We start from the raw sequence: 429 nt of genomic DNA, 5'->3' as shown, positions 1-429 counted from the left end.
TCGAACGACGATCGCAAGCGGTCTGATGTGCCGTCACACAATAATAACCGCTGAGGTCAGGTATCTGCTTGTCGACAAACATGTTGCGCCGGATCTCGCGGAAGATCGTCGAACGATGTCGTCCGAGCTTCTCTGCAATGACGTCAACACTGAGCCCAGCTGACCTCCAACGGGCAATCTTACGGCGTTCGTCCAAGCCAATCTGAGAGTAGGTGCGTTGCATTGCGCCTTCCTTGCGAGCGATAACCCATTGGGATCATTAGCAAGTCGCACTTCATCCTTGAACCCACCCCCCTACATCAGATGTGGCGGGGAAGTTGCAATGTCGAATTGTGTGCAAAGTTGAAATGTCCCTTTTGCCGCCGCACGGCACGCCGACCAGCTCCGATCTGACCGGCTGATCCGGTTGCAAGATCAGATCGGGGCGGG

At 55.5% G+C, this 429-nt stretch carries 1 protein-coding gene; it reads right to left on the bottom strand.

The window, feature by feature from the left end; genetic code table 11:
- Nucleotides 1–223, bottom strand: a 223-nt coding sequence (locus JNB85_RS30455; protein WP_220338123.1) for a helix-turn-helix domain-containing protein, incomplete at its 3' end; no start/stop codon positions are given.
- Nucleotides 224–429 lie beyond the last annotated feature (206 nt).

The organism is Rhizobium mesosinicum, from assembly GCF_019511345.1.
GTDB classification, from domain to species: domain Bacteria; phylum Pseudomonadota; class Alphaproteobacteria; order Rhizobiales; family Rhizobiaceae; genus Rhizobium; species Rhizobium mesosinicum.
This window is presented reverse-complemented; position numbering and strand designations above follow the sequence as displayed.